The 25,852-nt window shown below is 62.3% G+C and carries 18 protein-coding genes; 6 read left to right on the top strand and 12 right to left on the bottom strand.

What is annotated here, in order from left to right; all coding sequences use genetic code 11:
* Positions 1–223: 223 nt before the first annotated feature.
* On the top strand, positions 224–487 hold the full coding sequence (locus FHX14_RS23020; protein WP_003588177.1) for a DUF982 domain-containing protein: 264 nt from the start codon (positions 224–226) through the stop codon (positions 485–487).
* Between the two features lie 64 nt (positions 488–551).
* On the opposite strand, the gene FHX14_RS23015 is transcribed toward FHX14_RS23020, so the two are convergent.
* Together FHX14_RS23015 and FHX14_RS23010 are read right to left on the bottom strand one after the other, a co-directional pair.
* Positions 552–1,022: a BA14K family protein gene (locus FHX14_RS23015; protein ID WP_012556774.1), complete on the bottom strand. Its 471-nt coding sequence runs from the start codon at positions 1,020–1,022 to the stop codon at positions 552–554.
* 137 nt (positions 1,023–1,159) lie between these two features.
* Positions 1,160–2,404, bottom strand: a complete 1,245-nt coding sequence (locus FHX14_RS23010) for an aromatic ring-hydroxylating dioxygenase subunit alpha (protein ID WP_003588181.1) — start codon at positions 2,402–2,404, stop codon at positions 1,160–1,162.
* Between the two features lie 403 nt (positions 2,405–2,807).
* Between FHX14_RS23010 and FHX14_RS23005 the strand changes: the two genes are divergently transcribed.
* The 3 genes from FHX14_RS23005 to FHX14_RS22995 all read left to right on the top strand — a co-directional run bounded on the left by FHX14_RS23005 (position 2,808) and on the right by FHX14_RS22995 (position 5,950).
* Positions 2,808–3,416 carry a DUF6656 family protein gene (locus tag FHX14_RS23005; protein WP_054181450.1) on the top strand — a complete coding sequence of 203 codons (609 nt, stop codon included), beginning with the start codon at positions 2,808–2,810 and terminating at the stop codon, positions 3,414–3,416.
* An 88-nt stretch (positions 3,417–3,504) separates the two neighbouring features.
* Positions 3,505–4,479 carry an L-threonylcarbamoyladenylate synthase gene (locus FHX14_RS23000; RefSeq protein WP_012556771.1) on the top strand — a complete coding sequence of 325 codons (975 nt, stop codon included), beginning with the start codon at positions 3,505–3,507 and terminating at the stop codon, positions 4,477–4,479.
* Between the two features lie 34 nt (positions 4,480–4,513).
* Positions 4,514–5,950: an FAD-binding oxidoreductase gene (locus FHX14_RS22995; RefSeq protein WP_184378875.1), complete on the top strand. Its 1,437-nt coding sequence runs from the start codon at positions 4,514–4,516 to the stop codon at positions 5,948–5,950.
* Positions 5,951–6,129: 179 nt separating this feature from the next.
* On the opposite strand, the gene FHX14_RS22990 is transcribed toward FHX14_RS22995, so the two are convergent.
* Positions 6,130–9,465 carry a DUF1217 domain-containing protein gene (locus tag FHX14_RS22990; protein ID WP_054181448.1) on the bottom strand — a complete coding sequence of 1,112 codons (3,336 nt, stop codon included), beginning with the start codon at positions 9,463–9,465 and terminating at the stop codon, positions 6,130–6,132.
* A 297-nt stretch (positions 9,466–9,762) separates the two neighbouring features.
* Here FHX14_RS22990 and FHX14_RS22985 point away from each other — a divergent pair, with 297 nt between their 5' ends.
* Positions 9,763–10,329 (top strand): DUF6101 family protein, encoded by a 567-nt coding sequence (locus FHX14_RS22985; RefSeq protein WP_012556768.1) that lies wholly within the window; start codon positions 9,763–9,765, stop codon positions 10,327–10,329.
* A gap of 81 nt (positions 10,330–10,410) precedes the next feature.
* On the opposite strand, the gene ubiA is transcribed toward FHX14_RS22985, so the two are convergent.
* The 5 genes from ubiA to FHX14_RS22960 all read right to left on the bottom strand — a co-directional run bounded on the left by ubiA (position 10,411) and on the right by FHX14_RS22960 (position 16,839).
* Positions 10,411–11,370 carry a 4-hydroxybenzoate octaprenyltransferase gene (gene ubiA, locus FHX14_RS22980; protein WP_003588189.1) on the bottom strand — a complete coding sequence of 320 codons (960 nt, stop codon included), beginning with the start codon at positions 11,368–11,370 and terminating at the stop codon, positions 10,411–10,413.
* 164 nt (positions 11,371–11,534) lie between these two features.
* On the bottom strand, positions 11,535–12,347 hold the full coding sequence (locus tag FHX14_RS22975) for a MipA/OmpV family protein (RefSeq protein WP_054181447.1): 813 nt from the start codon (positions 12,345–12,347) through the stop codon (positions 11,535–11,537).
* Between the two features lie 172 nt (positions 12,348–12,519).
* On the bottom strand, positions 12,520–13,101 hold the full coding sequence (locus FHX14_RS22970; RefSeq protein ID WP_054181910.1) for a histidine phosphatase family protein: 582 nt from the start codon (positions 13,099–13,101) through the stop codon (positions 12,520–12,522).
* 35 nt (positions 13,102–13,136) lie between these two features.
* Positions 13,137–14,396, bottom strand: a complete 1,260-nt coding sequence (locus FHX14_RS22965; RefSeq protein ID WP_003588195.1) for a cyclopropane-fatty-acyl-phospholipid synthase family protein — start codon at positions 14,394–14,396, stop codon at positions 13,137–13,139.
* Positions 14,397–14,529: 133 nt separating this feature from the next.
* A complete protein-coding gene (locus FHX14_RS22960) occupies positions 14,530–16,839 on the bottom strand; it encodes a Tex family protein (protein WP_054181446.1) in 2,310 nt (769 codons plus the stop codon).
* A 426-nt stretch (positions 16,840–17,265) separates the two neighbouring features.
* Between FHX14_RS22960 and glyS the strand changes: the two genes are divergently transcribed.
* A complete protein-coding gene (gene glyS, locus FHX14_RS22955; protein ID WP_184378873.1) occupies positions 17,266–19,449 on the top strand; it encodes a glycine--tRNA ligase subunit beta in 2,184 nt (727 codons plus the stop codon).
* A 281-nt stretch (positions 19,450–19,730) separates the two neighbouring features.
* Here the strand turns inward: glyS and FHX14_RS22950 are convergent, their stop codons facing one another.
* From FHX14_RS22950 to FHX14_RS22935, 4 genes are all read right to left on the bottom strand, one after another.
* Positions 19,731–21,551, bottom strand: a complete 1,821-nt coding sequence (locus tag FHX14_RS22950) for a methyl-accepting chemotaxis protein (RefSeq protein ID WP_184378871.1) — start codon at positions 21,549–21,551, stop codon at positions 19,731–19,733.
* A 432-nt stretch (positions 21,552–21,983) separates the two neighbouring features.
* A complete protein-coding gene (locus tag FHX14_RS22945; protein WP_054181443.1) occupies positions 21,984–22,445 on the bottom strand; it encodes a plant virulence effector HPE1-like domain-containing protein in 462 nt (153 codons plus the stop codon).
* 93 nt (positions 22,446–22,538) lie between these two features.
* Complete coding sequence (purD, locus tag FHX14_RS22940) at positions 22,539–23,822, bottom strand: phosphoribosylamine--glycine ligase (RefSeq protein ID WP_179611524.1); 1,284 nt, start codon at positions 23,820–23,822, stop codon at positions 22,539–22,541.
* A gap of 65 nt (positions 23,823–23,887) precedes the next feature.
* Positions 23,888–25,822 (bottom strand): DUF2207 domain-containing protein, encoded by a 1,935-nt coding sequence (locus FHX14_RS22935; protein ID WP_184378869.1) that lies wholly within the window; start codon positions 25,820–25,822, stop codon positions 23,888–23,890.
* Positions 25,823–25,852 lie beyond the last annotated feature (30 nt).

Genomic DNA, 25,852 nt, shown 5'->3' with positions numbered 1-25,852 from the left:
ATGCGATAGGTAGCGGTTGGCGCACCAGTCGACGTGGCTGGAACCCATACGGGGCCTGCGGCCACTTCCAGTCTTGCGACGGCTTTCCGTCTGATAGTCGGCCTCGGGTCGCCGGCAATCTCGGCGATCAACGCTCGGCTGGCCAGCTGGTTCACGCCGTCCCCTCGCACGGAACGGTTCTTGCACGGTTACTAATATATTTACCGTGGGGAGGCCTAATGTCATGAAATGGTGCACATCCGAAGAGTTTGCCCCTCTGATGCTCGTTGTGAGTGGGCCGGAAAAATACAAGCTTGTTGCAAGCCTCGTGCAGGCTGCCGAGATGCTGACGGTTGGCTGGCCGATCGACGATGGAGACGAATATCTGATTGCGATCAGGGCGTGCCGGGCCGCAATCCATGGGGAAATTTCAGCGCAAGACGCACGAGCAGCGCTTATCCGCGCCGCCGACGAAGCCGGCATTTCGGTGATCACCGCCGTTCACTGAGTTTCACAGCCCCTCCCCGTTTTGCGGGGAGAGGGTTAGGGTGACGGGCAGCATTCGAGAGCCGTCAATACGGCGAATAGCACTGCTGACGCGGGCCGTTATAGGGCTGGAACGTATTGTCGTAGGCGCGATAGGACCGGTAGCGGTTGGCGCACCAGGCGACGTGGCTTGACCCCATGCGGGGCGCGGGCGCGACGTAGCGCGGCTGGGCGACAATGGCGCCGCCGATGACCGCGCCGGCGCCGAAGGCGGCGAGCGGATACCAGTAGCCGTTATAGTGCCTATAGCCCGGACGGTAATAGGAATATCCGCGATAGCCGCCGTAATAGCCGGGCCGGTAATAGGCGCCGGGGCGATAACCTGGCCGGTAATAATCGCCGCGATAGTAGCGGCGGTATTGGACGTTCTCGACGGTGGAGGATTTTTCCACCTGCGGGGCGGTCGGCATCTGGATTGCCTGCGACGGCACGAAGCCTGTCAGAACGACGGCGGCAGCCAGAACTGCAGTCGCGATCTTGTTACTCAAACCGAACATTCTTCTCTCCCATTCAGCAGCGATAACCGCCTGCTCAGCAACGCTTTCGTGCCGGAATGGTTCCGAAAGCGGCCGGGGTCCGGCTGCTCTCGCATTTTTAAAGAAATCGATCTGAACCGGGCATTAACCGGGAGGCATCAGGCCACGGCGGAGATCTTCGTCTGATCACCCTGCAGACGGTTGACCATGAAGTTCGAGTACCATTCGAGGAACTGCATGACGCCGCCCTCGTGCAGGGAAGAATAGGGGCCGGGTTCATAGGCCGGAGAGTGGATGCCGAAGGCATTCTCTTCGACGATGCGGCGATCCTGGTCGTTGGTCTCGGTCCAGACGTGGGTCAGTTCCTCGAGATTGTAATCCACGCCTTCGACGGCGTCCTTGTGGACGAGCCATTTGGTCGTCACCGCCGTCTCGTTGGCGCTGAGCGGCAGCACTCGGAAGGAGATGGCGTGGTCGCCGAGCAGGTGATTCCACGTCGTCGGATAGTGGAAGAGCAGCATGGTGCCGATATGACTGATCGAGATATCGTCGGCGAGCGAACGCTTGACGGCGGGCCTGCCGGACATGGTGTAGCTTTCGGCATCTTCGATCAGCGGCATGCGGGCGGTGCGGAACTGACCGTCCGGCGATATCTGGAATTTGCTCGGCAGGCCGGCAGCCTCGCAGCGCGCCCAGTGGCCGGCAATCTCCGGATCGTCGGCGCCGCCATCCGTGCCGGTGACGCTCGGGGCTTCGGGATAGGTGCGGCAGAGTTCGGGATGATTGGCGGCGCAGTGATAACACTCGCGGTTATTTTCCCAGACGAGCTTCCAGTTGCCCTTCTCGATGATCGTGCTCTGGAAGGCGACCTTGCTCTCGCTGATCCGGTGCGGCGCGACATAGGGCTCGATCTTGTCGCGCACTGGCTGGAAGTCCGGGGCGGTATTGGCAAGGCAGATGAAGACATAGCCTGCGACGACTTCGCAATGGACGGGTTTCAGGTTGAAGCCCGTCTTGTCGAAATCATCGCCCATGTGGCGGGCGAAGGCGAGCTTGCCTTCAAGGTCGTAGGTCCACTGGTGATAGGGGCAGACGAGGCGCACGGAGGAGCCATGCTCCTTGGTGCAGACGCGCGAGCCGCGATGACGACAGCTATTGTGGAAGGCGCGGATGACATTGTCTTTGCCGCGGACGATGACGACGGGATAGCTGCCGATCTGGACGGTGAAATAGGCGCCGGCCTTCGGCAGTTCGCAATCATGGCCGATGAACAGCCAATCGCGATAATAGATCATCTCCATGTCGAGCTGGAAATAATCCTCGTCGATGTAGAACGGCCGTTCGAGGCTGAAGCCCTCCCGGCGGTTCTTGAGCTGACGCAAAACGTTGCTGCGAATATCCATCTTCATGTCCTCGTGCACCCGGTTGCCGCCTTACACTGAAGGTCGGCGGAAGCGCGCCCGCTTCCTTCTCCTTCGGGAGAATTGTTCATGGCAGCCATTTAATCATCTGGGCTGGCTGCCGCTCGGTTGTAATGCGACATCGGCTTCGAAATTGACGACAGGATGCAAGCGGCCGGTCCCGGTCGATCGCATCTCCCGACTCTGCAGCAATTATCGTCAATTGCGACATGGCGTAAAGACCCGTTGCGTAAAGAGGTAAGCCGGCCGCTATAGATGCCCGTCGCGTTTGCGACATCTGTCGGCATTTGCTTTTTGGCCGGCCGGCTGCCGGGTGATTTTAACATCGCCTTAAGCATACCGCCCTATCCTGCTGTTGATTCAGACCGACCGAAGAACGCGAACCATGGCCAAACTCCGTTATTTCGACGCGAAAGATGCAAGCAGATCGCAGGAGCCGCAGCTGGTTGCCGCGCATTCCGAATTCTTGCGAACCGGCCGCATTCCCCGCGAACGGCGGCACTGGCTGGCCGAGGAAAAGCGCTATTTCACCCATGACGAGGTCGCCGCCAAAACCGGCCGCAAGCTGCAGGTGGCCGGCGAGAAGACGCATCAGCACATCAACGGCTTTCACCACTCGATCCAGTTTCCGAAGATCATCTTCCACCGGACGCTGGAGGACAGCCCGCATCTCGGCTATTGCCACGTCACCGCGGCACGGACGAAATTCGCTCACTACGAAGAGGTCAGCTGGGCCTTCTACATCGCCAATTTCTATTCCGACATCGGCGAGAACGACAACTTCTTCGAACGGATCGATGTCGGTTATTCCCGCATGTATTTCGCCGTCGCCATCAAAGCCGGCGAAAATTCCCAGGATAAGATGACCATCGACCGGTCGGTGCGCGGCAACGGCCTGCTGTTCCGCACCCATGATCCGCAGGCGGCGATCCGCAACATCCTGCTGCTCGGCGCCCGCAACGAACAGCTGCGCGAAATCATCCGCCAGCTGTGACGCGCACCGATGGGTGAGGTCAACAACGCGATTGATCGCAGGCAGCGGAAAGCCTAATGACTGCCGGGACCAAAGCATCGGGCAGCACATGGCACGCATCATCGATATAGAGGCAGACAGGCGGGCAGCACTTGAGGCGGCCTCAGCCGCTCTTGCCGACGGCTTTGCCATCGCCATCCCCACCGAAACCGTCTACGGCCTTGCTGCCGACGCCACCAATCCGGCGGCCATCACCCGCATCTACGAGACCAAGGGCCGGCCGCGTTTCAACCCGCTGATCTGCCATATGGCCGATCTTGCCATGGCCGAAGAACATGCCGAATTCGACCCCGTCTCCAGGGCGCTCGCCGCAGCCTTCTGGCCCGGCCCGCTAACGCTGGTGCTGCCGCTGAAACCGCAAAGCCCGATCCATTCGCTGGCAACCGCCGGGCTCGACAGCGTCGGCGTGCGCGTGCCGAAAGGTTTTGCGGGCGCGTTGATCGGCGCCTTCGGGCGGCCGCTCGCAGCCCCGAGCGCCAATACGTCTGGCGCAATCAGCGCGACGAGTGCGGCCCATGTCGAGGCCGATCTCGGCGCGAAGGTCCCGTTGATCCTCGATGCGGGGCCAAGCACCGTCGGTGTCGAATCGACGATCGTCAAGGTGGAGGGCGACCGGGTGAGGCTGCTGCGGCCCGGCGGCCTGGCAGCGCGCGAGATCGAGCGTGTCGCAGGCCGGCCGCTGCTCAGGGCGAAAACGGCGTCGGCGGCGATCGAAGCGCCTGGTATGCTTGCCTCGCACTATGCGCCGGGCGCCGCCGTGCGGCTCAATGCGACGGCGGTCGAACCCGGCGAAGCGCTGATCGCCTTTGGCGGGGCTGCCGTCTCCGGCACAAACGGCGCCCGGATCGTGCTTGATCTCAGCCCGCGCGGCGACCTTGCCGAGGCGGCGGCCAATCTTTTCGACTATATGAAGCGGGCCGATGCCAGCGGGGCTTCGAGCATCGCCTTCTCGGCCATTCCCGAAGAGGGGCTCGGCGAAGCGATCAACGACCGCCTGCAGCGGGCGGCGGCGCCGCGCGACTGACAGACACGATCAAATCGACCGAGGACCGACCCCGATGAGCAGCACCGGCATTTCCACCGAACTTCTCGACCGTTTCGCAGCCATCGTCGGCGATAAATACGCGCTTCGGGGCGAGGCCGATCTTGCGCCGCATCTGGTCGAAAACCGCGGCCTCTATCATGGCTCCTCCCCTCTCCTGCTGAAACCCGGCTCGGTCGAGGACGTCTCGGCTATCATGAAGCTTGCGACGGAGACCGGGACGGCGATCGTGCCGCAGACCGGCAATACCGGCCTTGTCGGCGGCCAGACGCCGCGCGCCGGCAAGTCCGATATCATCCTGTCGCTCGAGCGCATGAACCGGATCCGCGATGTCGATCCGGTGGCGAACGTGCTGGTCGCCGATGGCGGCGCCATTCTCGCCGATGTCCAGAAGGCGGCCGAGGCGCATGGGCAGCTGTTTCCGCTGTCGCTCGGCTCCGAGGGCTCCTGCCGCATCGGCGGCAACCTTTCCACCAATGCCGGCGGCACGGCGGTGCTGGCCTACGGCAATATGCGCCAGCTCTGCCTCGGCCTCGAAGTGGTGCTGCCGACCGGCGAGATCTGGGACGGCCTGCGCCGCCTGAAGAAGGACAATACCGGCTACGACCTGCGCGACCTTTTCATCGGCGCCGAAGGCACGCTCGGCATCATCACCGGCGCGGTGCTGAAGCTGTTTCCCCAGCCGCTCGGCCATCAAGTGGCATTCGCCGGCCTGAATTCGGTCGAGGACGCGCTTGGTCTCTTCAACCTTGCCTCCAGCCTCTGCGGCACCTCGCTCACCGGTTTCGAGCTGATGCCGCGTTTCGGCGTCGAAATCACCACGCGCCATATCGATGGCGTGCGCGATCCGCTGCAAGCGGCCTATCCCTGGTATGTGCTGATCGACATTTCGACATCGGATTCCGCCGAAACGGCGGAGCGGATGATGAACGGCGTGCTCGAACAGGGTTTTGCGGCCGGACTGGTGCTCGATGCGGCGATTGCCTCATCGGTGGCGCAGCAGCAGGCGATCTGGCACATGCGCGAGAGCATGTCGGATGCCCAGAAGCCCGAAGGCGGGTCGATCAAACACGATGTTTCCGTGCCGGTGTCGCGGATCCCGCACTTCATGGCCGAGGCCGCCGAAGCGGTTCTGGCGGCAATGCCCGGAGCCCGCATCTGCGCCTTCGGCCATATGGGCGACGGCAATATCCATTATAATATTTCCCAGCCGGTCGGTGCCGACAAGGCCGCCTTCATCGGCCGCTGGCGCGAAATGAACCATATCGTCCATGGGCTGGTGCTGGCGCATGGCGGCTCGATCTCGGCCGAACACGGCATCGGCCAGCTGAAGCGCGACGAGCTTGCGGCAATCCGCCCGGCAATCGAAATCGAACTGATGCGCCGCATCAAGCGCGCCTTCGATCCGGCAAATATTATGAACCCGGGAAAGGTGGTCAGCCTCGAGATTTGAGGGTGACGGTTGGGGGCAGCCCCTCATCCGCCTGCCGGCACCTTCTCCCCGTAAACGGGGCGAAGGGGACAAGCCGCTACCTCTCCGTCCCTCGCCAACGTAGCGCAGGGCACGTCCCCTCGCCCCGTTTTTACGGGAGAGGGTTAGGGTGAGGGGCAATCTTAAAGCGTGAAGAGCAATTAAGACGACTGGGTGCCGCCGCCGGTCAGGATTTGTAGCGCCGGCGATTGCTGGGTGCTGTTCTGGACGTCGTACATGGCGGTGAAGCGGCGCAGCAGTTTGTCGACCTTCTTCGGATCCTGGAGATCCTCGAGCTTGACGAAGCGGTTGAGGAGGTCGGCCTGTTTGGTGACATCCATGCCCGACATCTGCGAGGGCAGGCTGTAGGCTGTGGTGACGACCTGATAGAGCGCCTTGTCGCCGAGGATCGAATAGATCGAGGTGATGCTCGGGGCCTTGCGGCTGAAATAGAGCGCCAGGCGCACACCATCATTGCTTTCGCCCTGCTGGGCTTCCATCGTCTGCTGGACGTAGAGCTCCTGGGTGTGCTCCTCGGCGGCCTTGTTCTGGATGGTGCCCATCTTGGCGCGGGTGAGATTGCCGTCCTTGTCGAAGTTGAAGGCGGCAACAATATCCTGGAAGCGCGCATCGGCCTTGGCGTTCAGGTAGCTCTTCTTGTCGTCGGGATCGGAGGTGAAGATCTTCTTCAGCGTCGCCTTGTCGTAATCCTTCGGGTCGAGATTGTTGGCTTTCAGCACCAGATCCGTCAGGCGGCTGTCGTCGAGGAAATCGTCGAGGGATTTTACCTTGGCCATGCCCTTGGCGAAATAATCGACTTCGGTGGTCGCGTCCTTCGATGCCTTGTCCTTCACCGGGCCGGCCTTCAGCAGCATGGTCATATGCGCCTTGTAGTCGGTGGCGTATTTGGCCAGAGTCGCGTCGGGCAGCGCCTGGAAGGGTGACGCCGCCTTGCCGTCCGGGCCGAAATTGAAGGCGCGGGCCATATTGGTGATGCGTTCGTCCTTCAGCGAGGCGATATAGCCGTTCGGATCATAGGCATCGCTCGTCAGGATCTTGCGCATCATCGAGCGCGGCACGTCCTGCTCGGTCAGGCCGAAGGCCTGCAACGCCACATGATAGGGGTCCGGCAGATTGTCGTTGCTCTTCTTGAAATCGGCCGTGGCATTGGTGCGCATGAAATCATTGACGGATTTGATCTCGGCCGTGTCGAGCAGGCTGGTGCTGTCGGCCATCATGCTCGAGTAGTTGGAGGCAACCTCGTCGATCGCCTCTTCGCGCTCGTCGTCATAGCGCGCCATATAGTTGTCATTGGTGGTCTGGGCCTGATCCGCCGTCTGGACGGAGCTGACGACCGGCAGCGATCCATCGGCGGCGAAGTTGAAATCGGCGTTGAGATCGGCATAACCGGCGGCCGAGGCAGCCGTCGCATCGGTCAGGTAGCTCTTCAGGTCGGCGTTCGAAATGTTCAACGGCAGATTATAGGTGCTCTTCAGGAAATTGGTGATGGCGGGATCGGCGATGAGATCGTCGACATTGGCAATCGTCGCCATCCGGGCGGAATAATCGTCGGTGCGCGCTCCGGCGGCAAATTTCGTGTTGCGGATCTGGGTGTCCGTCTGCGCCGCCAGGCCGTCCTTGAGAGAGCCGTCGGCCTTGAAATTGAAGGCGGCGGCGACGTCGGCATAGGTGCCGGTACCGCTCTGATCGGTCAGGATGCCGCGAAGGGCGACGTCGGTCACGGTGGACGGGATGCCGAAGGCGTTGCGCACGAAATTGTTGAGCTTCTGGTCCGATAGCAGCTGATCGACATTGGCGATGCCGGCGATGGTCGCCTGGTAATAGACGGCAGCATTGTCGGCCTTGCTTGATGTGCTGGCACTTTGCGCGGCGGTCTGCGAGGCGTAGAGGGTGGCGACAGAACCGTCGGTCTTGAAATTGAAGAGATCGTGGACGTCGCTATAGCCCTGGGCGCTGGCGGCGGCGGGATCGACGAGGAAGGTCCTCAACGTCGCATCGGAGACGCTGTCGGCGACCTGCATGCTGGTTCTGAGATAGCTGACCGCAACGGGATCGGACATGATGTCGTCGACACTGGTGACACTGTCGATCATGGCGTTGAAGTGGGCCGCGTTCGCTGCCGATTTGTCGGTGGTCGACTTGCGCTGCGTGTCCGTCTGGATCACCGACCCGTTGATCGATCCATCCGCCTGGAAGTTGAAATCGGCATTGAGATCGGCATGGCCTTGCGCGGCGGCATAGGCGGAGTCGGTCAGGATGTTCTTCAGATCGGCATTGCTGAAACCGGTGCCGAGACCATAGGCATCCTTGATATAGCGCGCCATGTTTCCGTCGGCGAGCAGGGCGTCGACATTGGTGATGCTGCTCGATTGCGAGGTCACCTTATAGTAGTTGGCGGTCTGCGATGCGGCCGACGACAGCTTGTTTGCCTGATCGAGCGTCCGGACGCGCGCCGTGCTCGAGGTCGAACCGTCGGACTTGAAGTTGAAGGCGTTGTAGACATTGGTAAAGCCCATCAGCTGGGCATAACCGGGATCGGTCAGGACCGTGCGCAGTGCTGCCGCGGTGAAATCGGCGCCCATGCTGTAGGCCGTCTTGATGTAGGAAGTCAGACGTTTGTCGGCGACCAGATCGTCGACATTGGTGATCGTGCCGATCTTGGCGGTATAATAGGCCTGGTTATAGTCGGCCGCCGTCTTGTTGACGTAGACGACGTCGGAACCGACCGAATTGTCGATGATGACCGACTGGGAGTTCAGCGTGTAGGTCTCGATGACCGAAGCCTTCTGGGCCGCTGTCTGAGCCGTGCCGGTGACTGTGCCGTCGGCGTTGAAGCTGAACTGGGCGGCAAGCGCCTTGTACTTGTCGCCGCCTTGCGTGTTGACGACGCTCGTGGGGTCGCTCAGATCGCTCGTCAGCACCTGGCGCAGAAAATCCTTCGACGCATAGGTGGGATCGATGTTGAAGGTCTTCAGCACGTAGGTGCGAAGCCTCGTATTGTTGACCAGATCGTCGACGGTCGTCACGCTGTCGATATTGTTGCCGTAATAAGTGCTCTCGGCAGTCGTCGCCTTGTCGGCATCGATGAAGGACTGCTTGTAGAGGCCGATCAGATCGTCCTCCTGCGCGTCCGTCTGCACGTCCTTCTCGGGCGCATTGAAATTGAAGGCGGACGCGAATTCGCGATAGCGCGTATCGGAGAGCTTGTTGGCGTAGCTGTTGGGGTCGGTGAGATCGCTTTCCAGCACCTTCTTCATGAAGGCCTTGGCATAGGTCATGTCCTCGAGACCATAGGCCTTCATCGCATAGCTGTAGAGCTTGTAATCGCCGAGGAAGTCGTCGACCGAGGTGACCTTGTTGATATGGTCTGCGTAGTATTCGGCGTCCTTCTTGACCGTCGCCTGCGACGCCACCTTGTTCAGGCTCGACGTCATATCCTTCGACAGGATCGTGTAAGCGAGGGAGGCCGTAATCATCAAATGCGCCCTTTTCGGCAAAATCTCTAAAAGAACGAACTGCTGGTAAGCATATTTTGCCACGAAAAACTTACCTGAGCCTTACCTCAGGATGCATCACTTCAGCACAGCTTGGCGTTCACCTTCCGGAAACCCTGCGGGATTCGGTTTTGATAACCATCAGAGGACGCAAAGTTTTCTTAACCGCAATTTTTAAGCTGTACGGAACGGCAGGCCCCTATTGTCGGCCATAGAGGACGAAAAGTCCCAAGGAGAAGACCGGAAATCGGCTCTCAGGTAAGACAAGGGTAGAATGACATGAACAATCCCGTAATGAAGCCCGCCTGGGCTGGCACGACGTTACGCCTCGATCCGTCCCGCTTTCCGCAGCAGGTCAGCTACGCCATCCATGATTGTTCGGATGACGTGAATATCACCATAGACGAACGCGGCGCGGTCCTGCGCAAGGTCCTCCCCTCCAGCGGCCTGCCGCTCTCGATTGCGCTGCCGAAGCGCGTCTTCCAAGGTGTCGCCGCCCGCGCCATCGACCATGGCGACGGCGAGGTTACCGTCACCCTCGAACTGCATCATGCCGATCCGGAACTCTGCATTCCGCTGCTCGTCGCCCATGATCTCAGCGATATCGCAGCCGACTGGCGCGGCTGGTCGGAAGCCTTCCGCATTCCGATGCTGATGGTCGAGGCCGACGGCGTCGCCCGGCCGCTCGAAGACCATATCGGCGGCTTGCGCACCAGCGATCTCAAGCCGCGCCGCCGCCATTCCTACTTCGCCAACCGCCGCCCGCGCTTCCTCGTGCGCCGCACCACCGGCCGGCTCGGCGTCGCCATGAAGATCGAAGGCAAGGAAATCATCGCCCGTAACTGAGCGATTTCGCGACACTTCGTTTTCGCACACATTTGAAACCCGGCGCCCGCGCCGGGTTTGTCGTTTCGCTCGTCGCTCCATTCAGGGAATGGCGAAAAGCAGCGAGACGAAGAGGCCGAAGAAGATGATCAGGCCGACGCGATTGTTCGACTTGAAAAGCGCCAGGCATTGGGCGGCATCATTGATATCGAGCCGAACGATCTGCCAGGCGAACATGCCGGCGGCGCCGAACAGGGCCAGGAAAGCGATCAGATTGGCGCCGGCAAGCGCGAAAGCGGCAAACATCAGCACCAGCGTCAGCCCATAGAGGCCGATCAGCCATACCCGCGTCCTGTCGCCGAACAGGCGCGCGGTGGAACGGACGCCGATCAGCTCGTCGTCCTCCTTGTCCTGATGGGCGTAAATCGTGTCGTAACCGATCGTCCAGGCGACCGAGGCGGCATAAAGCAGGACGGCGGCGAAGGAGAGCCCGCCCAAAATGCCGGCCCAGCCCATCAGCGCGCCCCAGGAGAAGGCAAGTCCCAGGTAGAATTGCGGCCAGTCGGTGAAGCGTTTGGCGTAGGGATAAAGCGCGACGATGCCGAGCGAGAGCACGCCGAGGAAGACCGTGAACCAGTTGAACTGCAAGAGCACGAAAAGCCCGACGAGGGCCTGCAGGCCGATGAAGATCTTCGCGTGGGCGCGCGTGACGCGGCCGGAGGGAAGCGGACGCGAGCGCGTGCGCGCCACTTCCATGTCGATCTCGTGGTCGACGAGATCGTTATAGGTGCAGCCGGCGCCACGCATGGCGACGGCGCCGATGAAATAGAGCAAAAGGTGGGACACCAGCAGGCTGCCGGAATAGAGCCCCTCGCCGATCGCCGCATTGGCGGCAAGGGTTGCCGACCAGAAACACGGCCACATCAGCAACTGCCAGCCGATCGGCCGATCCCATCGCGCCAGCTGTGCGTAGGGCCACAGCCATGGCGGCAGGATCCGATAGACCCAGTTATCGGAAGGTGCGTCGGAAACGCGATCGTTGAAGTCGCCGGTATCTTGCATGCCGCCATCTAGCGACCGGCCGGCGATCCGGTCAAGAAGCGATCTCTCTGTCTCATGGATGTCGTTATCCCGGAACCGCTACGCACTTCCGGGCGACATGCGTTGGAGTTGATGCATGTCGTTATCCCGGAACCGCTGCACACTTCCGGGCGACATGCATTGGATCACTGCAGGGAGAAATTGAACTTGTAGGTCGCCGAGACGCCGATCAGCACCTGGTTCTTCGAGCCGCGGTCACGCACCAGGCTGCTGTCGGCGGCGGGACCGGCCAGCCGCTTATATTCGAGGAAAGAGCTTGCCGAGAGATTTTCGGTCGCCTTCCACGTCAGGGCCGCGCCGGCGCCATAAGACTGCATGCCCGCCGTCGGCTTGTAAGGATCAAGGCCGCTTTCGGCGGCGTGCTTGGCGCTGACGCCGTAATAGGCATCGTAATAGCCCCTTGTCGCAAATGTCGCGCGCGGGCCGCCCGACAGCTGCAAGTCGGGCGCGATATCGGTGAAGGCATCGATCGCGAGATCGGCGACAACGCCGTCATGGGAGCGGATGCCCTGGCGGACTTCGGCGCGGGCGCGCAGGAAATTCGTGGGGTAGACTTCGACGAAGCCGCCGGCCTCAGCCCCCCATTTGACCTTTCTCAAGCCCTTCAGCTCATGGCCGTCGCCGTCGTCACGCGACGGCACGAACTTGCCGACGATGCCGGCGCGGAAGGCGCCCTTGTCGATCAGGGCGAAGGAGGGGTTGTCGTTGCGCGAGGAAAAGCGCGGGCCGGCGCCTTGGCGACCGACCGAAATCAGCGGGCTGAACTTGAATTCATTGTGCGACGAGCCTTCGAATTTCGGCGCCGAGAAGCCGGCGACGCCGACGTTCAGATACCAGTCGCCCGACCAGAAATGCTGGCCGCTTTCCTGCGCCGCCGCTGAACCGAAAGATAAAAAGGCAATAGCCAAAGAGATCGATACGACTGATCGATGAGACACGTCCGCACTCCAGAAAACGCAAAAACAAAGCCGCGGAGAGCGGCGACAGTTACATTTATCGCGAGGTCGTTACCCCAATGTTAACCACGGGGAACAAAGGGAGCGAATGAAAGTGGTGCCACACGGCTGATGGCATCTGCTATCGAATTCCGCAAACCCACCCCCAGATGCCCTATCTCTGGTTCCACCGGCGAATGACCGGCTCCGTCAGATCGTGTTCATAACCAAGCACGCTGATAGAAGCGGTATCGAGCACGAAATGCGCGCCGCCTTCGGGCGGCAGGCCGAGCCAGCGGGCGGCGAGCACGCGCAGGAAATGCGAGCTGGAGAAAACCAGGATGGGGGCCGCCGCCTCGCGAAGCGCGTGGATGATGGCGTCTGCGCGGGCGCCGACATCGGCGGCGGTTTCGCCGTGCGGGCAGCCGTCGCGAAAGAGCTGCCATCCCGGGCGCTCAGCCAGGATCGCCTTGGTGGTCACGCCCTCATAGGCGCCATAGTCCCATTCGGCGAGATCGTCGCGGATCACTGCACCCGATCCGAAGCCGGCGAGCGCGCAGGTCTTGCGGGCCCGCGCCGACGGGCTCGACCAGACGGCCGAGCAAGAAAGACCTGAAAGCCGATCGGCGAGCTTGCTGGCGGCGGCCTCGCCGTTCCCCGTCAGCGGAATATCGCTGCGGCCGGTATGGCGCCCGGACAGGCTCCATTCGGTTTCGCCGTGCCGAACCAGGTAGATCTCGGGAAACGCACTGCTCATCGGCATGTCCTTTTATCACGTCCGGCTGCTGCCGCTCAGAACGTCACCTTTTCCAGCGGTGCGCGCCTCGCCTCGAATTCCTTCAGCCTGGCCTCGTTACGGGCGATGTAATTGCGGTTGTCGGGAACGGTGAACTGGTTCTTGGCGATCTGGATCTGCAGGATGAAGAGTTCGTCCCAGCGGAAGCCCATTTCCGAGCCGGCCAGGTAGAATTCCCACATGCGGAAGAACTGCTCGTCGTAAAGCGCCACCGCTTCGGCCTTGCGCGCCACGAAGCGCTCGCGCCAGTGACGCAGCGTATAGGCATAATGCAACGGGAGGATTTCGACATCCCTGACCAGGAGCCCGGCCTTTTCGAGCGGCGGCAAGACTTCGCCGACGGAAGGGATGTAACCGCCGGGGAAAATATACTTCTCGATGAAGGCATTGGTACCGAAACTCGGCTTCGGGCGGCCGATCGAATGCAGCACCATGACGCCGTTGTCGTCGAGCAGATCCGACACCTTGCGGAAGAAATTGGGGTAATTGCCGATCCCGACATGCTCGAACATGCCGACCGAAACGATGCGGTCGAATTTCCTGCCCGTCAGGGTGCGGTAATCCTGCAGCTCGAAACGCACGCGCTCGGCAAGGCCGCGCTTTTCAGCACGGCTGCGGGAAACCTTGAGCTGCTCTTCGCTCAGCGTAATGCCGGTGAATTCGGCGCCTTCGGTCGCCTCCGTCAGATACATGCCCATGCCGCCCCAGCCGGAGCCGATCTCGAGGATGCGCTGGTTCGGCTCAAGCAGCAGCTTGGCGGCGATATGGCGTTTCTTGGCGAGCTGCGCCTCGTCGAGCCCGATGCCCGGCGGTTCGAAATAGGCGCAGGAATATTGCCAGTCCTCATCGAGGAAGAGATCGAACAGCTTGGCCGACAGGTCGTAATGATGGGCGACATTGTGCTTGTTGCGATTAACCGGCACGCGGCTCTTCAACTGCTGCCAAGCAATACGGCCGACGAGCAGTGCCGCCATCTTGAAATCGAAGATTTCATTGGTGGTGTTCTGTTTCACCAGCGACAGGAAATCGTAGATGTTGCCCTGTTCGAGAATGAACCGGCCCTGCATGTACATCTCGCCGAGCTTCATCGTCGGGTCGCGCCGGATGGCGTCCTCGGCCTCCTGATCGGCAAGGCGGGCGGCGACCATGTCGCCGGTGTCGTCGCCGATCATGTAGGTGTCGCCATTGGCAAGGGTAAGTTTCAACGAACCCTTGCGGATGATTTGCTGGACGATCGAAAGGAAAGCCGACGCCATGGACGCCTCGCAAATGTGACAGGATGGTCACATCAACTTAATAACTCTCCTTCGCCTTACAAGCGCCGGATTTAGCACTCCGTTCAGAACGTTGCCAAACTGTTGCATTTTTGCCGAAATACCGGCTAAACCCTTATTTTCGCTTCATCGCCTCAGCCAGCGCTGCGCCAAAAGCACCCTGGCTCTCCGGCTTGGGAGCGGCAGGCCGGCGCTCGTTCTGCGGTCGCGAGCCCTGGTTTCCGCGAGAATCACCACGCGGCGGCGGCGCTGTCGAACCGTCGTCGCGCTTCATCGAAAGAGCGATGCGCTTGCGCTTGGCGTCGACCTCGACGACCCGCACCTTGACGACATCGCCCGCCTTGACCACCTCGTGCGGATCCTTGACGAAGCGGTCGGCAAGCTGGGAGACATGCACCAGACCATCCTGGTGCACGCCGATATCGACGAAGGCGCCGAAGGCGGCGACGTTGGTCACCGTGCCCTCCAGCATCATGCCGGGCTTGAGGTCGGAAATTTCGTTGACGCCCTCGGCGAAGGTGGCGGTCTTGAAGCTTGGGCGCGGGTCGCGACCGGGCTTTTCCAGTTCCGAGATGATGTCCCTGACGGTCGGCAGACCGAATTTCTCGTCGATAAACTGGCGCGGATCGACCGATTTCAGCATGGCGCTGTCGCCCATCAATGCGCGCAGATCACGGCCGCAGGCGGCGACGATCTTCTTGGCGACGCCATAGGCCTCCGGGTGGACGGAGGAGGCGTCGAGCGGCTCCTTGCCGTTCGGGATGCGCAGGAAGCCGGCGCATTGCTCGAAGGTGCGGCCGCCGAGGCGGGCAACCTTCAACAGATCGCGGCGCGTCTCGAAACGGCCCTCGCTGTCGCGGTGGCGGACGATGGCGTCGGCGATCGAGGGGCCAAGGCCGGAGACGCGGGAGAGCAGCGGCGCCGAGGCGGTATTGAGATCGACGCCGACGGCGTTCACTGCGTCTTCGACCACGGCATCGAGCGATCGCGACAGCTTCTGCTGGTCGACATCGTGCTGATACTGGCCGACGCCGATCGACTTCGGTTCGATCTTGACCAGTTCGGCGAGCGGATCCTGCAGGCGCCGGGCGATGGAGACGGCGCCGCGCAGCGAGACGTCGAGATCGGGAAACTCGGCCGCTGCGGTCGCCGAGGCGGAATAGACCGAGGCGCCGGCTTCCGAGACGATCACCTTGGTTGGCTTCGGCGCCGGCAGTTCGGCCAGCATGTCGGCCACCAGCTTTTCGGTTTCGCGGCTGCCGGTGCCGTTGCCGATCGAGATCAGTTCGACATTGTGCTTGCGGATCAGCGATGCGAGCTCGATCTGGGCGCCGCGCACGTCGTTCCTCGGCTGGAAGGGATAGACGGTCGAGGTGGCCACGACCTTGCCGGTGCCGTCGACGACGGCGACCTTGACGCCGGTGCGGATGCCGGGATCGAGGCCCATGGTGGCGCGCGAGCCGGCGGGGGCGGCCAGCAGCAGATCCTTGAGATTGCGGGCGAAGACATGGATCGCCTCCTCTTCGGCCCTCTCGCGCAGCTCCCGCATCAGGTCGAGCGACAGCGACATGGAAAGCTTGACGCGCCAGGTCCAGCTGGCGACCTCCATCAGCCAGCGGTCGCCGGGCCGGCTCGCGCCGATCTCATAGGCCACAGCGATCATCCGTTCGACCGGCTTGTTCGGCGAGGCGGTCTCGGCGTCGGCTTCGATCGTCAGCGTCAGCACCTCTTCGTTCCAGCCGCGCAGCATGGCGAGCGCGCGGTGGCCGGGGGCGGTCGCCCAGCGTTCGGAATGGTCGAAATAATCGGAGAACTTCTCGCCCGTCGCCTGCTTGCCGTCGACGACCTTGGCCTTCAGCAGTGACGCCTGGCGCATATGGGCGCGCAATCGGCCGAGCAGATCGGCATTTTCGGCAATGCCTTCGGCGATGATGTCGCGCGCCCCTTCGAGCGCCGTCTTCACATCAGGCACGTCAGCCGTGACGAAGCCTTCGGCGAGCGCCGCCGGCTCCCGGCCGCGCTCGGCAAGGATCGCCTCGGCAAGCGGCCCGAGGCCGCGTTCGCGGGCGATTTCGGCGCGGGTGCGGCGCTTCGGTTTGTAGGGCAGGTAGAGGTCTTCGAGCTCGGCCTTGGTTTCGGCGCCGCCCACCTTCCCCATCAGCTCGTCGGTCATCTTGCCCTGGCCGGTGATCGATTCGACGATCGCGGCGCGCCTCGCCTCGAGCTCGCGCAGATAAACCAGCCGTTCGGCGAGATTGCGCAGCTGCGTATCGTCAAGCCCGCCCGTCACTTCCTTGCGGTAGCGCGCGATGAAGGGCACAGTGGCGCCCTCGTCGAGCAGCTCGATTGCGGCTTTGGCCTGGTCGGGACGGGCGTTGATTTCGGCCGAGATGCGGGCTGCGAGAAAACGGAGGTCAGCGGCCATAGGGTTTCCTGGGGATTTCCTGTTTCGACGAAAGTTGCGGGACCATAGCGGCGAAAAGCGGCAAGGCAATGCCCGACTGTGGTTTCCACAACGGAAGTTGAGTGATTGGGGATCGGCAGACGTGTTGCCGTGTGGCCCCCTCATCTGCCTGCCGGCATTTCTCCCCGAGGGGAGAAGGGACATGCCGCACTGGTTTCCTCTATCACAACGGCAGCGGCAAGAATGGGTCGCTGCCGCACCTCCCCTTCTACCCATCGGGGAGAAGGTGCTCGGCAGGGCGGATGAGGGGGCCACGCGGCACAACGCCTACCCACCATCCACCCTTCGCGCTCCGCCGTTTTTGCGGTTGTGCAGATGCGGCATTCTTTGATAGCAGAAGCAACGTTTTTGGATCGCCCTGCCCGCGGGCGCAAGGAAAAGAGTGACATGCCAAACCTTCTTCTCGAACTTCGCTCCGAAGAGATTCCGGCCCGCATGCAGCGCAAGGCTGCCGGCGACCTGAAGAAGCTCGTCACCGATGCGCTTGTCGAAGCGGGTCTTTCCTATGAGGGCGCCCGCGAATACTGGACGCCGCGGCGTCTGGCGCTCGACATTCACGGGTTGACGGCGCGCTCGGCCGACGTGCGCGAGGAGCGCAAAGGCCCGCGCACCGACGCCAATGAGATGGCGATCGAAGGCTTTTTGCGCGGCGCCGGCCTTTCGTCGGTCTCCGAGGCACAGGTGGTCAGCGATCCGAAGAAGGGCGATTTCTACGTCGCGGTGATTTCCAAACCCGGCCGCGCTGCCGAAGAGATCGTCGCAGAAGTGATGCCTGGCATCATCCGCGATTTTCCCTGGCCGAAGTCGATGCGCTGGGGCAAGGCCTCCTCCAAGCCCGGGGCGATGCGCTGGGTGCGGCCGCTGCAATCAATCGTCTGCACCTTCGGCCCGGAGCATGAAGAGACCGTTGTCATCCCCTTCGAGATCGACGGCATCACCGCCTCCAACATCACCTATGGCCATCGTTTCCACGCGCCCGAGGCGATCACCGTCCGCCGTTTCGACGATTATGCGGCAAACCTCGAGAAGGCCAAGGTCATCCTCGACGCCGAGCGGCGCAAGGACATCATCCTGCACGACGCCCGCGACATCGCCTTCGCCAACGGGCTCGAACTGGTGGAGGACGAGGGCCTGCTGGAGGAAGTCTCCGGCCTCGTGGAATGGCCGCAGGTGCTGATGGGTTCTTTCGAGGAAGATTATCTGTCGATCCCCTCCGAGATCATCCGACTGACCATCAAGACCAACCAGAAGTGCTTCGTCACCCGCAAGCAGGGCGAGGAAACGCTGTCGAACAAGTTCATCCTGGTTTCCAATATCCAGGCGCATGACGGCGGCAAGGAAATCGTCCACGGCAACGGCAAGGTGGTGCGAGCCCGGCTTTCGGATGCGCTGCATTTCTGGAAGCGCGACCAGGGCGACCTGCCGGATCCGGAGACGCTGACGGCGTCGGCGGCAAAATTCGGTCTCGACCTGAAGAAGCCACTCGACCAGCGCATGGCCAAGCTCGACGCGCTTGACGTGACCTTCCATGCCAAGCTCGGCACGCAGGGCGCACGCGTCGCCCGCATCCGCGCGCTGGCGGAGGAACTGGCAAGGATCACCGGCGCAGATGCCGCCCTCACCGATCGCGCCGCGGTACTTGCCAAGGCCGATCTGCGCACCGAAGCGGTCGGCGAATTCCCCGAGCTGCAGGGCCTGATGGGCCGCAAATATGCGGGGCTGCAGGGCGAGAACGCCTCGGTCGCCGCCGCGATCGAGGACCACTACAAGCCGCAAGGTCCGTCGGACCGCGTTCCCGCCGACAAGGTCGCGATCACCGTCGCGCTCGCCGACAAGCTGGACACGCTCATCGGCTTCTGGGCGATCGGCGAAAAGCCGACGGGTTCGAAGGACCCCTTTGCGCTGCGGCGTGCCGCCCTCGGCGTCGTCAGGATCCTGCTGGAGCGCAATGTCAGGCTGCCGCTGCTGACGATCATGAGCCGGACGTTGCTGCTCGCCAAGACAGGCGGCGACACCGTGTTTGCATTCGCAGGCGATCCGGCCGAGACTTTCTTCGACATCCTCTCCTTCTTCCACGACCGCCTCAAGGTCTATCTGCGCGACCAGGGCGCCCGCCACGATCTGATCGACGCGGTGCTGACTTCAGATGCCGACGACCTGTTGATGGTCGCGCGCCGCGTCGAAGCGCTGACGGCCTTCATCACCTCGGAAGACGGCAAGAACCTGCTTGCCGGCACCAAGCGCGCCACGCAGCTGCTCGCCGCCGAGGAGAAAAAGGGCACCGTGATCGCCGATGCCGTTTCACCGGCGCTGCTGAAACTCGACGCCGAGAAGGAGCTGTTCGCGGCGATTTCAGACGCATCGAAAGAAGCGGCCGATGCCGTCGCCGGCGAAGATTTCCGCTCGGCGATGGCAGCCCTTTCCAAGCTGCGCGGCCCGGTCGACCGCTTCTTCGAAGACGTGCTCGTCAACGACGAGGACGCCGCCATTCGCGCCAACCGCCTGGCTCTGCTGCGGCTGATCCGCGAAGCGACGGGAACGGTGGCGGATTTCTCGAAGATCTCGGGGTGAGAGCGGGTTGGGTCGGGTGCTTTGACGCGACCTCAGCGCTTGCGGCCATGGGTCCTCGGGTCAAGCCCGAGGACGACGGAGAGTGGGGAGCCGACGTGGCAAATCGCAAACTACGCGCTGATTTTATTTGCCGCATTTTGTTTACGTGATCCCACGCAAACCACTCGCACATTTTGCTTCGCGGTCGCCTTGTCAGTCCGACCACCAAAGTGCCTCCCAAAAACAGCACGGCCGCTGGAAACCGGCGGCCGCAGGCTCTGGTGATGGAACTCGCGGGCCGTTTAAGCGGCGCGGCGTCCCTGCATGGCCGGAGCCGCGCCGGCACTGCCGACGCGGAAGCCGCGGATCAGATTGATCAACTCGTCGGTGTCGCTGGCCAACGTTTCGGCCGATGCCGTGGTTTCCTCGGCCATGGCGGCGTTCTGCTGGGTGGCGGCGTCGAGCTGGTTCATCGACGACGAGATCGAGCGCAGCGTCGTGTCCTGTTCGGAGGCACTGTGGGCGATCTTGGCGACGATCTCGTTGGCAGCCTTGATCTGGTCGGAGATGCGCTTCAGCGCCTCGCCTGCCTCGCCGACCAGGCGGACGCCGTGCTCGACCTGGCTGGAGGAGCGGGCGATCTGGTCCTTGATCTCCTTGGCCGCGGCGGCGGAGCGCTGGGCGAGTTCGCGCACTTCCTGGGCGACGACGGCAAACCCCTTGCCGGAATCACCGGCGCGGGCCGCCTCGACGCCGGCATTCAGCGCCAGGAGGTTGGTCTGGAAGGCGATTTCGTCGATGACGCCGATGATCTTGGTGATTTCCGACGACGACTTCTCGATGCCGCTCATCGCCTCGATCGCCTGACCGACGATCGCATCGCTGTGGGTGGCCTCGTTGCTGACCGAGTGGACGCGTTTGCTCGCCTCATGGGCGCCATCGGCCGTCTGGCGGACGGCGACGGTGAGTTCGTCGAGGGCTGCCGAGGTTTCCTCGAGGCTTGCCGCCTGGCGCTCGGTGCGCTGCGACAGCTCGTTGGAGGCGCGGCGGATTTCTTCCTTGCTGGTGCCGATGTCGGTGCCCTTGGCGCTGACCTTGGCCATGGCGGCTTCGAGATGCGACAGCGCATCGTTGAAGTTGTCGCGCAGGGCAGCATATTTCTGGCCGAGATCGGCGCAGCGGACAGTCAGATCCCCGCGGGCGATCATCTCCAGCGCCTGGCCGATCGTCGCCACCACACGGGCCTGGAGCGCCGTCTCGTCCTGCTGCTGGCGCTGATTGTTTTCGCGCTCGTTTTCCAGCGCCAGCTGCTGGGCCGCCTCGCGATCCGACATCGCATGGCGTTCGCGGATCTTTTCCTGCAGCGACTGCGTCGCCTTGGCCATCATCCCGACTTCGTTGTTCATGCCGGTATGCGGAATGGCGATGGAAACGTCCTCTTCGGCCACAGCCTTCAGGGCGGCATGGACGTTGTTGAGAGGGCCGGAAATGCCGCGGATGACGAGATAAGCGGCCGCAATAGCCAGGAAGAACAGTATGATGCTGCCGGACAGGGCGGTCAGGATCGTGCTGTTAATCTGGGCATCGAGATCCTCCATGTAGACGCCGGTGACGACCACGACCTTCCAGGGGTCGAAGGCCTGCGCATAGGCCGTCTTACGAAAATCGCCGGCCGGCTGGCCCGGCTTGGCTGTGGAATAATATTCGACGAGACCGCCGCCCTGCTGCCCGAGCCTGACCAGCTCTTCGCGATAGAGCTTACCTTTGCTGTCCGGCTGCCCCTTGTTGACCTGCCCGATTTTCGAGGCATCAAAGTGGAACATCATCTGGATGTCGTAGCTATAGCCGAAGAAATAGCCATCGGGATCGTATTTCATCGCGTTGACGGTGGCGTAGGCCTGCTTCTGCGCCTCTTCGAGCGTCATTTCGCCCGCGGTGACCTTGGCCTGGTAAAGCTTGAGAACGGAGACCGCCGACTGAACTTCGGCGCGGAGCATGTCATAACGCTCCTTGTAGATCGCATCGACCGACGAGCGGATCTGCAGGGATGTGGCGACCGCGAAGGCGATCATCAGGCCGACGACCAGCAGGATGAGCTGCTTGGATATTTTCAGATTTTTCATGACGCCTCGCAACGGGAACGGTGTGTGCAGTCCGGTGCGGTTTCCTACCGCCTGTGCGAGCGCGCCAAAACGGCGACGCATCTACCGCTGCTCAAACAACATGCTGCGACCGGCGATGAACAATTGAGGCTCACCCAATAAGAAAGCTTTAATTTTATTATAAATGCCATGAATTTCCCTAAAATTTCAGGGGTCGCGCCCGAAGCAAACCCGTCGGATTTTCACCGATAGCTGGGTCTCAACTGTTTAACGTTCTTAAGATTTATTTTCCGCCATCCGGAGGCAAACCGCCCTCGGTATCACCCACAAAAGAGAATGCACCCCCGCTTCTCTTCGGGGGTGCATTCGGTCCACCCGAGGTGGAACCCCAAGCGATCGAAACCTTGATCGGGCAGGGGCAGGGAACTTTAACTTGCGCTTGCTGAAATTGCTTCAGAACCGCAGCTTGAATTCGGAAACGTTCAGGGCTGCCGATTGTTCCGCCATGCCGGCCACAACGGGCTTGGCATCGCCGCCGATAACGGCTGCGGTCGTCGCGCTCATATCGATGCCATCCGCGGATGGGGCTGAAGGCGCGGCGGCGATCATCGCTTCCGGGGTCGCCTTGCTGACGAAGACGACGGGCGAGCCGCCCATCCAGCCTTCGGTGCGATAGATCTTCTTTTCACCGCCGACATCGCGGACTTCACTCGCCTGGAGGACACCGGGCTTCAGCTCCGGTACCGTGTAGTCCTTCTTGATGAGTTCTGCCTGGAGCGGCGGGCAAGCGGCACAGCTTTCGGTGACGATGCTGCCGTCAGCCGGCGCCGCGGTCTTGCCGATCACCTCGATGGAGGAGGCCATCGCCGAACCTGCCATCAGCAGGACTGCCGCACCGAGGAAAATCTGACGCATCAATGCACCTCCGTCTCACTATGAGAGCGGTATAGCGCAGCTTTGTTTCCATCCCGTCAGGGGAAAGGGTAAAAATTTAAAGAACGCGGCGGTTTATACTATGTCCGAGCCTGTTTCACGCTCGATCGCCCGCCAGCCGATGTCGCGCCTGGAGAAGCCGTTTTCCCATCTGACCCTGTCGAGCAGCGCGTAGGCGCGGTCCTTGGCCTCGGCGACCGTGCCGCCTGACGCGGTGACGTTCAGCACGCGGCCACCGGTCGCAACCAGCGCGCCGTCCTTCAGGCCCGTGCCGGCATGAAACACCTTCTCCCCCTCGCCTGCCTCAGGCAGGGAGAGGATCGGCGTGTTTTTCTCGTAGGCGGCGGGATAGCCCTTCGAGGCCATGACCACCGTCAGGGCCGGATCGTCGCTCCATTCGGCGCTGACCTGATCAAGCGTGCCGTTGGCGGTGGCGAGCAGCAGCGGCAGCAGATCGCTCTTCAGCCGCATCATCATCACCTGACATTCGGGATCGCCGAAGCGGACATTGTATTCGATCAGCTCCGGCCCCTTGCTGGTGATCATCAGCCCGGCGAAAAACACGCCGGAGAAGGGATGGCCGCTCTCGGCCATGCCGCGCATCGTCGGCTCGATGATCTCCTTCATGGTGCGTTCGACCATTTCGGCGGTCATCACGGGCGCCGGCGAATAGGCGCCCATGCCGCCGGTATTGACGCCGGTATCGCCCTCGCCCACCCGCTTGTGATCCTGGGCGGTTGCGAGCGGCAGCGCATTCTTCCCATCGCAGAGGCAGAAGAAGCTCGCCTCCTCGCCGTCGAGATAGGCTTCGACGACGACTTCGGCGCCGGCCGCGCCAAAGGCGCCTTCGAAACAGTCATCGACGGCGGCCAAAGCTTCATCCAGCGTCATCGCCACCGTCACGCCCTTGCCGGCGGCAAGGCCGTCGGCCTTGACGACGATCGGCGCGCCCTGATCGCGAATATAGGCTTTGGCCTTCGGCGCATTGTTGAAGCGCTGATAGGCCCCTGTCGGAATGCCGTAGCGGGCGCAGATATCCTTGGTGAAGCCCTTGGAGCCCTCGAGTTGGGCGGCGGCTGCCGAGGGTCCGAAAACCACAAGGCCATCGGCGCGCAGCCGGTCGGCAAGGCCGGCCACCAGCGGCGCCTCGGGGCCGACGACGACGAAATCGATCGCCTTGTCCTTACAGAAGGCGGCGACCGCTTCATGATCCTCGATGTTGACGGGCACGAGCACGGCGTGTTCGCCAATGCCGGGATTGCCGGGCGCGGCGTAGAATTCCGTCATCAACGGCGATTGCGACAGCTTCCAGGCGAGCGCATGCTCGCGTCCGCCCGATCCGATCAACAGAACCTTCATGCGCCACCCTTTCCTTTTGCCTCTGGCGGTTAAGGGCCAAGGGGCGAAAGGTCAAGCGGGAAAGCTTACCAGCCCCCGCCTCCCCCGCCTCCACCGCCGCCGCCGGACGAACCGCCGCCGGAAAAACCGGAGGACGAGCTCGACGGCGGCGGTGAGGGTATGGTCGAGGCGATGGTCGAGGCCATCGACGAGGAAAAGCCGCCGACGCGGTCGGAGAAACTGCCGCTGTTGAAATTGCCGGAATACCAGGCGGGCGCATAGGCGGCGGCCGCACCGGCCGCGGCTGCCGCAAGCCAAGTCTCGAAGGTGCGCGACCAGGGTTTCTCGACACCGAGCGCCACGGCGTAGGGCAGCAGCGTCTCGAAATGCTGCGGCGACATTTCAGGCGCGCCTGCCGTGTTCATCCGGTCTTTTTCGGCCAGCGTCAGATATTGGCGCAGGCCGTCTATACCGTCCATCATCCGGGCGCCAAGCGGCGTCGGCGCGCCCATGATGAAGAAATAGAGGATGTTGAGCAGCACGATGCCGCCGACGGCAAAGAGCATCGGCGTTTCGTGCAGCTGCACCAGCGACGAGGCAAGCGCCAGGACGACGACGGCCAGAATGCTGATGCCGACGAAAACGCCGACCGCCGTGGCGATGATGGCGACGATCTTGCCGAACAGCGAGTTGCCGCGATGCATCGACCTCATGAAACCCGCGAAGAAGACAGCAACGAAAACCGAGATCGCCGTCGGGACCAGCATCAGCGCGATCGTGTCCGGCTGCAGCGAGCCGAAAACGAACAGCGCCACCAGGGCGGTGGCGCTGAGCGCGATGCCGCCGGTGGTGTAGCCGATGTTGGAATTGTAATATTTGCCGCGATGCTCTTTCTCGATCGCCGAACGGAAGCTCTGGCCGACGGACTTCACCCGCTCGCCATTGGCCTTGTCGATCGTCAGCGTCGCGCCGGCGCCGCCGGCGACCCTCAGCAATTCGGCCTCGCCGGCCTGGAATTTCTCCTTGCCGAGCGGTTTGCCGGTGCCGCGGATGACGATCGAGTTCTTCAGGTCTTCGAGCTTGACATAACCGCGTACCGCAAGATTGAGCGCGGTTGAAGCAAGCGCCGTCCAACCCCCGGCGGAAAATCCCTTATTATCGATGTAGTTGACCAACGCCGGCGAGATGCCGTCAGGCGCGTCCCAGCGCGGCACGACGACGCCGCGGGCGGGATCGCGGCCGACCTTCAGCCATGATCTGAGATAATAAGCGAAAACCAGGATCAAGCCGCCGAAGCCGATGAAATAATTGCGGTTGTCCTTGAGCCACCATGTGCTTTCCATATCCGCGCTCGGCGGATCGATCGACCCCTTCGGCATGCGGACTGCGAAAGTCAGCCCTTCGTTGGCATCGAGCGGCGCAGTGGTGGCGAAGACAAGGCCGGCCCCTGTCTCGCTGACGCGGGCGTTCTTTCCCGTCGCACCCTGCGGGCCGGTGAAAAACGTCGTCTCGGTGGCGGTGACACCCGGTGGCAGCGTCACCGTTGCCGTCGCCGAGCGGATCGGGAAGATCCAGCCATTGCCGGTGACGTTCCAGTAGAGTTCGTCATGATCGTCGAAATAGCGGATCTGCCGGTTGGTCTTGTAGGTGAAGACGTAGCGGTGACGGCCCGGCGTCACCGACACATCGGCGGAACCGGCATAGATGCGGATGCCGCCGGAAATCGATTCCGTGTGCCATGGCTCCTCCTCGCCGTCGCGGGTGACCGACACCATGTCGAAATCGACGCTGCGGCGACGGCCTTCGGCATCGGTGAAATAGAGCGGGAAGTCACGGAAGATGCCGTGATTGATCCGGTTGCCCTCGGCATTGACGGTGATCGTCTCCGCCACCGTCATCGCGCCGCTCTTTTCCAGCTGGATGGCGGAGGCAAAATTGTCGATGACCTCGGCGGCGAAGGCCGCCGGGGCGGCCAGCATCAAGAGCAGAGCCAAACAAAATCCGAAAAACCGACGTTCCATCCCTGTCTCCCCGCCGGCAGCCTCGGCTGC

The organism is Rhizobium sp. BK619 (assembly GCF_014195245.1).
Lineage (GTDB): Bacteria > Pseudomonadota > Alphaproteobacteria > Rhizobiales > Rhizobiaceae > Rhizobium > Rhizobium acidisoli.
This window is presented reverse-complemented; position numbering and strand designations above follow the sequence as displayed.